This is a genomic window from Neobacillus drentensis, from assembly GCF_036962765.1.
Classification (GTDB): domain Bacteria; phylum Bacillota; class Bacilli; order Bacillales; family Cytobacillaceae; genus Neobacillus; species Neobacillus drentensis_C.
Genome location: NZ_JBALOS010000140.1, coordinates 23,759 through 29,758, shown reverse-complemented (window position 1 = coordinate 29,758; position 6,000 = coordinate 23,759). Strand labels below are relative to the sequence as shown.

General features: G+C 33.7%; 6 protein-coding genes. All 6 read left to right on the top strand.

Annotated features, from left to right (window positions below; genetic code table 11):
• Positions 1 to 503 (top strand): glycosyltransferase family 4 protein (locus V7137_RS17570; RefSeq protein WP_335699292.1); only part of this gene is annotated, 503 nt, incomplete at its 5' end.
• Positions 504 to 751: 248 nt separating this feature from the next.
• Positions 752 to 2,128, top strand: a complete 1,377-nt coding sequence (locus V7137_RS17565) for a sugar phosphate nucleotidyltransferase (protein WP_335699291.1) — start codon at positions 752 to 754, stop codon at positions 2,126 to 2,128.
• Positions 2,129 to 2,275: 147 nt separating this feature from the next.
• Positions 2,276 to 3,328 carry a UDP-glucose 4-epimerase GalE gene (gene galE, locus V7137_RS17560; protein WP_335699290.1) on the top strand — a complete coding sequence of 351 codons (1,053 nt, stop codon included), beginning with the start codon at positions 2,276 to 2,278 and terminating at the stop codon, positions 3,326 to 3,328.
• A gap of 712 nt (positions 3,329 to 4,040) precedes the next feature.
• The gene (locus V7137_RS17555) at positions 4,041 to 4,271 is read left to right on the top strand and encodes a hypothetical protein (protein ID WP_335699289.1); all 231 of its coding nucleotides are present in this window, start codon (positions 4,041 to 4,043) and stop codon (positions 4,269 to 4,271) included.
• A gap of 118 nt (positions 4,272 to 4,389) precedes the next feature.
• The gene (locus V7137_RS17550) at positions 4,390 to 4,722 is read left to right on the top strand and encodes a hypothetical protein (RefSeq protein ID WP_335699288.1); all 333 of its coding nucleotides are present in this window, start codon (positions 4,390 to 4,392) and stop codon (positions 4,720 to 4,722) included.
• Between the two features lie 632 nt (positions 4,723 to 5,354).
• Positions 5,355 to 5,762, top strand: a complete 408-nt coding sequence (locus tag V7137_RS17545) for a VanZ family protein (protein ID WP_335699287.1) — start codon at positions 5,355 to 5,357, stop codon at positions 5,760 to 5,762.
• Positions 5,763 to 6,000 lie beyond the last annotated feature (238 nt).

Sequence of the window (6,000 nt, the reverse complement as noted above, 5' to 3'; positions counted from 1 at the left end):
TAAATATACCTCATAATGATGTATCAATCACACAATTTATAAAAACACAAATTGAAAATATTGTTATGATTTTGCCTGAATTTAAACTAATAATAATTGGTAAAAACCCCAGCCTTGAACTTATCGAATTATCAAAAAAATATGATCGTTATATTGAGATAAAGGGGTATGTAGAGACTTTAGATGATGTATTTAATGGAGCATGCGGAATGATTATACCATTAATGTTTGGAAGTGGTGTAAAGCTCAAGACCCTGGAAGCAATGGCAAAAGGTCTTCCAGTTATTGCTACAGATTTCGGGGTGGAAGGTATACCTGTAACAAAAGGTGTAAATTGTCTTGTAGAAAATAATTTTGATAACTATCCTGATGTTTTGTCTAAACTATGTGATGTTCAATTAAACGAAAAAATATCAAAAGAGGCTATTAAATTTTATAATAATTATTATGCAAAAGATGTGGTTTTTCGGCACTATGAGGACATCTTTATGATTAATGACTAATCTAATGCTCGTTATAGTATTCTATCATTGCTTCTTAAATTTGTACAATGAGTAATAAAAAGCTAAGTATTTTAGATTTTAGATACTATATCCACAAAATGGATACAATTTTATTTATTTGTACTGTGGATTTATAATAATGGTTCAATGATAAGCTTACTAATAAAAATTTCTGTCTCTTAACTGAACTAAGTGTTACTATTAAAAATTGTCAATTAGACAGACTGTAATTATTTAGGAGGACTACAATGAAACTAGTATTACTATCAGGTGGATCAGGCAAGCGTTTATGGCCTTTGTCAAATGATGCAAGGTCAAAACAATTTTTAAAAGTATTACGTGATGAAGATAACAATTTACAATCGATGGTCCAAAGAGTATGGAGCCAATTAGATAAGTTAGGACTTACACAATCTGCTGTTATTGCTACAAGTAAAACCCAGGTAGAAATGATCCAAAGTCAAATTGGTAAAGAGGTTTCTTTAATTGTAGAACCGGAACGAAGAGATACTTTTCCTGCTATAGCATTAGCAGCATCATATTTATATTCACATGAGAATGCAGGACGAGACGAAGTTGTTGGGGTTTTACCAGTTGACCCATATGTAGATGATAAATTTTTTGCTAGATTACTAGATTTAGAGGATATAATTAAACGTTCTAATTCTGATATAGCTTTAATGGGAGTTCATCCCACATTTCCCTCTGAAAAGTATGGATATATTGTCCCACATGTTAAACATTCCAGTGAAGATTATGTGAAGGTTAGCCATTTCAAAGAAAAGCCACATTCGGAAGATGCCAAACTATTATTAGAACAGCAGGCTCTTTGGAATTGTGGAGTATTTGCGTTTAAATTAGAAAAGGTTATTTCTTTGCTGGAGGAGAAAGGTCTGCCTACTAGTTATGAAGAACTCTTAGCTAAATATTCATTACTACCCAAAATTAGTTTTGATTATGAAGTGGTTGAGAAAACCAACAATATTATTGCCCTTCCTTATGATGGGAATTGGAAAGATTTGGGCACTTGGAATACTTTAACCGAAGAAATGGGAACTGAAATTATTGGAAAAGCAAATAAAAGTAATGATTCTTATAATACACAAATAATAAATGAATTAGATATTCCCATTTCAGTACTTGGTTTATCAAATATCATTGTTGCCGCAAGTCCAGATGGAATATTGGTTTCAGACAAGGATGCAAGCCCTCGAGTGAAAGAATTGATTGGAGACCTGAAACAAAGACCAATGTATGAAGAACGACGTTGGGGTTGGTATCGAGTACTCGATCATACTAAGTATGAAGATCAAACTGAAGTACTAACGAAAAGAATTAATATTTCAGCAGGAAAAAATTTGAGCTATCAGTATCATAATCACCGTCGAGAAGTATGGACTATCGTAAATGGAGAAGGAGTTCTTCTAATAAATAATGAATTTAAGGTTATTAGGCCTGGCGATGTAGTAGAAATTCCAATGGGTACCAAACATGCAGTTAAAGCGGTTATAGACTTGGAATTTATTGAAGTACAAACTGGTACTCAATTAGTCGAAGAAGATAATCATCGTATCCTTTTGACGTGGGATGAGATTGAAGAATCTGTTTATGTATATAGTAAATAATATTTTGGGTCTACTAATTTAAGTGGACCTTTTTGTCATTGATAATAGGATAGATTTCTATGTTTTTAGGAGCATTTATTCCATATAAATTGTTGAATTGCATCTTATGAATTCGATTAAGTATTTATTAAAGGAGAGTTTTACTTAATGGCTATTTTAGTAACAGGCGGTGCTGGATATATTGGTAGTCATACTTGCATAGAACTACTATTAGCAGGCTATGAAATTATAGTTTTAGATAATTTTTCTAACAGTAAACCTGAATCGTTAAATAGAGTCAAAGAGATATCAGGTAAAGACTTTGGGTTCTACGAGGTGGACCTTCTTAATCGAAGCGGTCTTGAGGATGTGTTTGCAAACAATACTATTGAAGCGGTTATTCATTTTGCAGGATTAAAAGCGGTTGGGGAATCCTTATCAATACCCCTTCATTATTATCATAATAATATTACTGGAACGCTAATTCTGTGTGATGTGATGAAGAAATATGGAGTGAAAAATCTTGTTTTCAGTTCTTCTGCAACCGTGTATGGTATACCTGAACGAGTACCTATATCTGAAGATTTCCCACTAAGTGCAACAAATCCATATGGCAGGACTAAGCTTATGATAGAGGAAATCTTACGGGATTTATATATAGCAGATGATAGTTGGAGTGTTGCCTTATTGCGGTACTTTAATCCTATTGGAGCTCATGAGAGTGGCAGGATTGGGGAAGATCCAAACGGTATTCCTAATAATTTAATGCCATTTATTACTCAAGTTGCTGTGGGGAAAAGGAGAGAATTACAAGTGTTTGGTTGTGATTACCCAACAGTTGATGGTTCAGGTGTAAGGGATTATATCCATGTAGTTGACCTTGCACTAGGTCATTTAAAAGCACTTGAGAGAGTAATATCTTCTAATGGTGTGGATGCCTTTAATCTGGGGACAGGAACGGGTTATAGTGTGTTAGAGATTGTAACAGTTTTTGAAAAAATAGCTAATGTAAGAATCCCTTATAAGATTGTTAAGCAACGACCTGGAGATGTAGCAGTTAGTTATGCAGACCCGTCAAAAGCTAAAAATGAACTGGGTTGGACTGCTAAAAGAGGAATTGAAGAAATGTGTAGGGATTCTTGGAGATGGCAGGAAAAGAATCTTAATGGGTATGAAACAAGCATTAGTAGAATCGAAATAAATATTAACTATAAGGAATAGTTACATCCTAAAAAAGACAACAAAGAAATGGATAGTTTTAAAGAGAGAATGTTTATAAAAATAAAAGAAAATGAGTGTAAATACTTTTTTTATTGGCTTTTTTCTCAAAGATAGTTGTATTTGAAAAATAATTTTATCTAAAATCCCTTAGGTTCATTGAAGTAAAGTTTCATTATACCTTTGACTTAAAACAGCCGATGAATATGAGAACTGTTCTATCTCAGAAGCAACAAACTTTAAGAAATGAGCCTTTTTATTTATTGGGGTGTTTGAATTGAAGAAGGAAGCTGTTGATATTGGTGCCTGTCACCGCCCGATATGTGTCGAGATTTGTAATCAAAGGTGGAATCTAAGATCAGCCCCCTTCTCAACTAAAGGTTAAAGCGAGACGAAGACAAACTCTGTCTCTTTTTAGCTTGAGCGCGGGTGGTGGAGGTGCTTGTCCCTGCCAGTTGATAGATATCCCTGTAGGGATAGTAGCCCTACTAGTTTCTAAATAGCCTCCTCTTAGAATGAAGCTCCAATCTACTATCAGAATGAGAGATCTAGTTAAGAAGAGTTATACCCAATTTAGGCACAACCAATGTTTGGTCACCATTACTAGGTTCCTTTTTAAAAAATCAAAGTGTCAAAAGCAAATTAGTTTTAATGTATAATAAGGGAAAGAACTCAAGTTCTTTCCCATCTTTTTTGTTTTTCGAGGTGAAGCGTATTGACAACCATTGCCTACTATATTTCCGATTATGGATATGGGCATGCTTCAAGAAGTATAGCCATTATTAGGAAACTACTTGAAGAATCTGAAGTAAAAATTATTGTTTGTCATTCATTTGCTCTTTCGTTTATTAAGGCATCTCTAAATAGTGATAGTGTAAGCTATCGAAATATCAAAACAAACAGATATCGGCTATTTTCTAGAAAAAGAATCAATTTTTTCTGTTAAAGGTCTATTACACAAGGAATATACAGGTTTCATTGCTGATTGGGAGCAATATATTCAGCAAGAACAAGAGTTTTTAAGGCAAAATAACGTTGATTTAGTCATCTCGGATATTTCCCCCTTGCCATTTGAAGCAGCTGAGAGTTTGGGAATTCCGTCTGTAGGAATATCGAACTTTACTTGGTATACAGCTTATCAGGGGTTAATTGATGATATTGAGTTAAAAACATATAAAAATGCCTATCAAAAAATGACTTACTTTTTCTCCTTAGCAGGAAGTCAGGAACAATGGGATTTGGGCGCTAATGCGTACGAATTTTTTTCAAGAGAACTGGATTTACAAGAAGTTGACAGAATTAAACGCTTGGTTAATCCTAATAAAAATAAGAAAAAAATATTCTTGGGTCTTGGGATGAAAATTGGTGTAGGTTCACTCGGACAATTTCCTATTTGAGATAGCCCTAACTGTGTTTTCTTAGTATCGTCAAATGTTCAAGTAAATCTACCCAATATCTTTCAAATATCTAGTGATTATTTGGAATCTCAAAACTATATTGCAGCATCAGACTTGGTGATTTCTAAAGCAGGATGGAGAATCAGTCTGTGCGAACGTTCCTCTGTTAATTCTAAACAGACCGTCGATGAAAGAGGATGAGAATACAATCAATTATTTAGATCAACATAATTTATGCAAAATAATTGATTGGGAAGAATTAGAAACCTATCAAGTCGTTCTATCATTATTCAATCAATTGAGTGTAGTGACTAAGAGAATCATACTTACCAAAATGATCAAGTAAAGAAGATTGCAGTTGATTTAATGAAACTTATTAAAGGATCAGAAATCAACATCTAAGAGAATATTCTGTGACTTGTTTAAATAATGCAGGAATAATGGTTTTAGATAATATGTTATCCTCCATCCAACAAGCTGTAATGAATAGAGTCAATGTGATTATAGATTAGTTTAATAGAGGCAACCTTGTCTCCTTAAATAGCCAGGTTTGCTTTTTCACATATTAGTAACAAGAAAGGGGGGAGCTATTGAGTAAGAGAAAGTGGTGGACACTTGCATAGATTGTTTGGATGGCTTCCATCTTTTGCTTTACACAATTGCCTTATTTCACAGGGGAACATACTTCAGAAGCGATTCAAAAAGTAGTGGTAACAGAACATAATACCATCAATACCCCGCGCACCGACAGTGCTGATATCAATATATTGAACCTGATTGTGAGAAAGGCTACACATATCATAGTATTTGGGATCCTTGCGCTATTATTGTTTAAATCCCTAGAAATCAATCGATATTCCTACATTCTCGCTTGGTTTCTTACCTTTCTCTATGCCATGACAGATGAATATCACCAGTCCTTTATGCCAGGTAGAGTGGCCTCGTTCAGAGATGTATTATTTGACTCAGTTGGAGCATTGATCGATTTATTAATAGCCTTTTTCATTATTCGTCGAAAAAGAAAAAGGATAATTGCATAGATTGGGGATTTTAATTCAATGGGATTCTAAAATAAGCATTTTTATATTAATATTTATAAGATTTCATAGAAAATAAACAAGCGTAAAAGTCCTTGATTTAGTTAGGAACTTTACGCTTGTTTATTATTAGCATAGTGGAACCTATTGATTGATTCCAACAAATCAGGATTATTACAAAATCAGATTAAAGACTAATTTAATCCAACCGAAAAACGCAATCCACAATGGAACACTTAGA

What these genes read in the sequence shown, in the direction of transcription:
- V7137_RS17565 (WP_335699291.1), top strand. Translation starts at nt 752, where the DNA reads ATGAAACTAGTATTACTATCAGGTGGATCAGGCAAGCGTTTATGGCCT.
- galE (WP_335699290.1), top strand. Translation starts at nt 2,276, where the DNA reads ATGGCTATTTTAGTAACAGGCGGTGCTGGATATATTGGTAGTCATACT.
- V7137_RS17545 (WP_335699287.1), top strand. Translation starts at nt 5,355, where the DNA reads ATGGCTTCCATCTTTTGCTTTACACAATTGCCTTATTTCACAGGGGAA.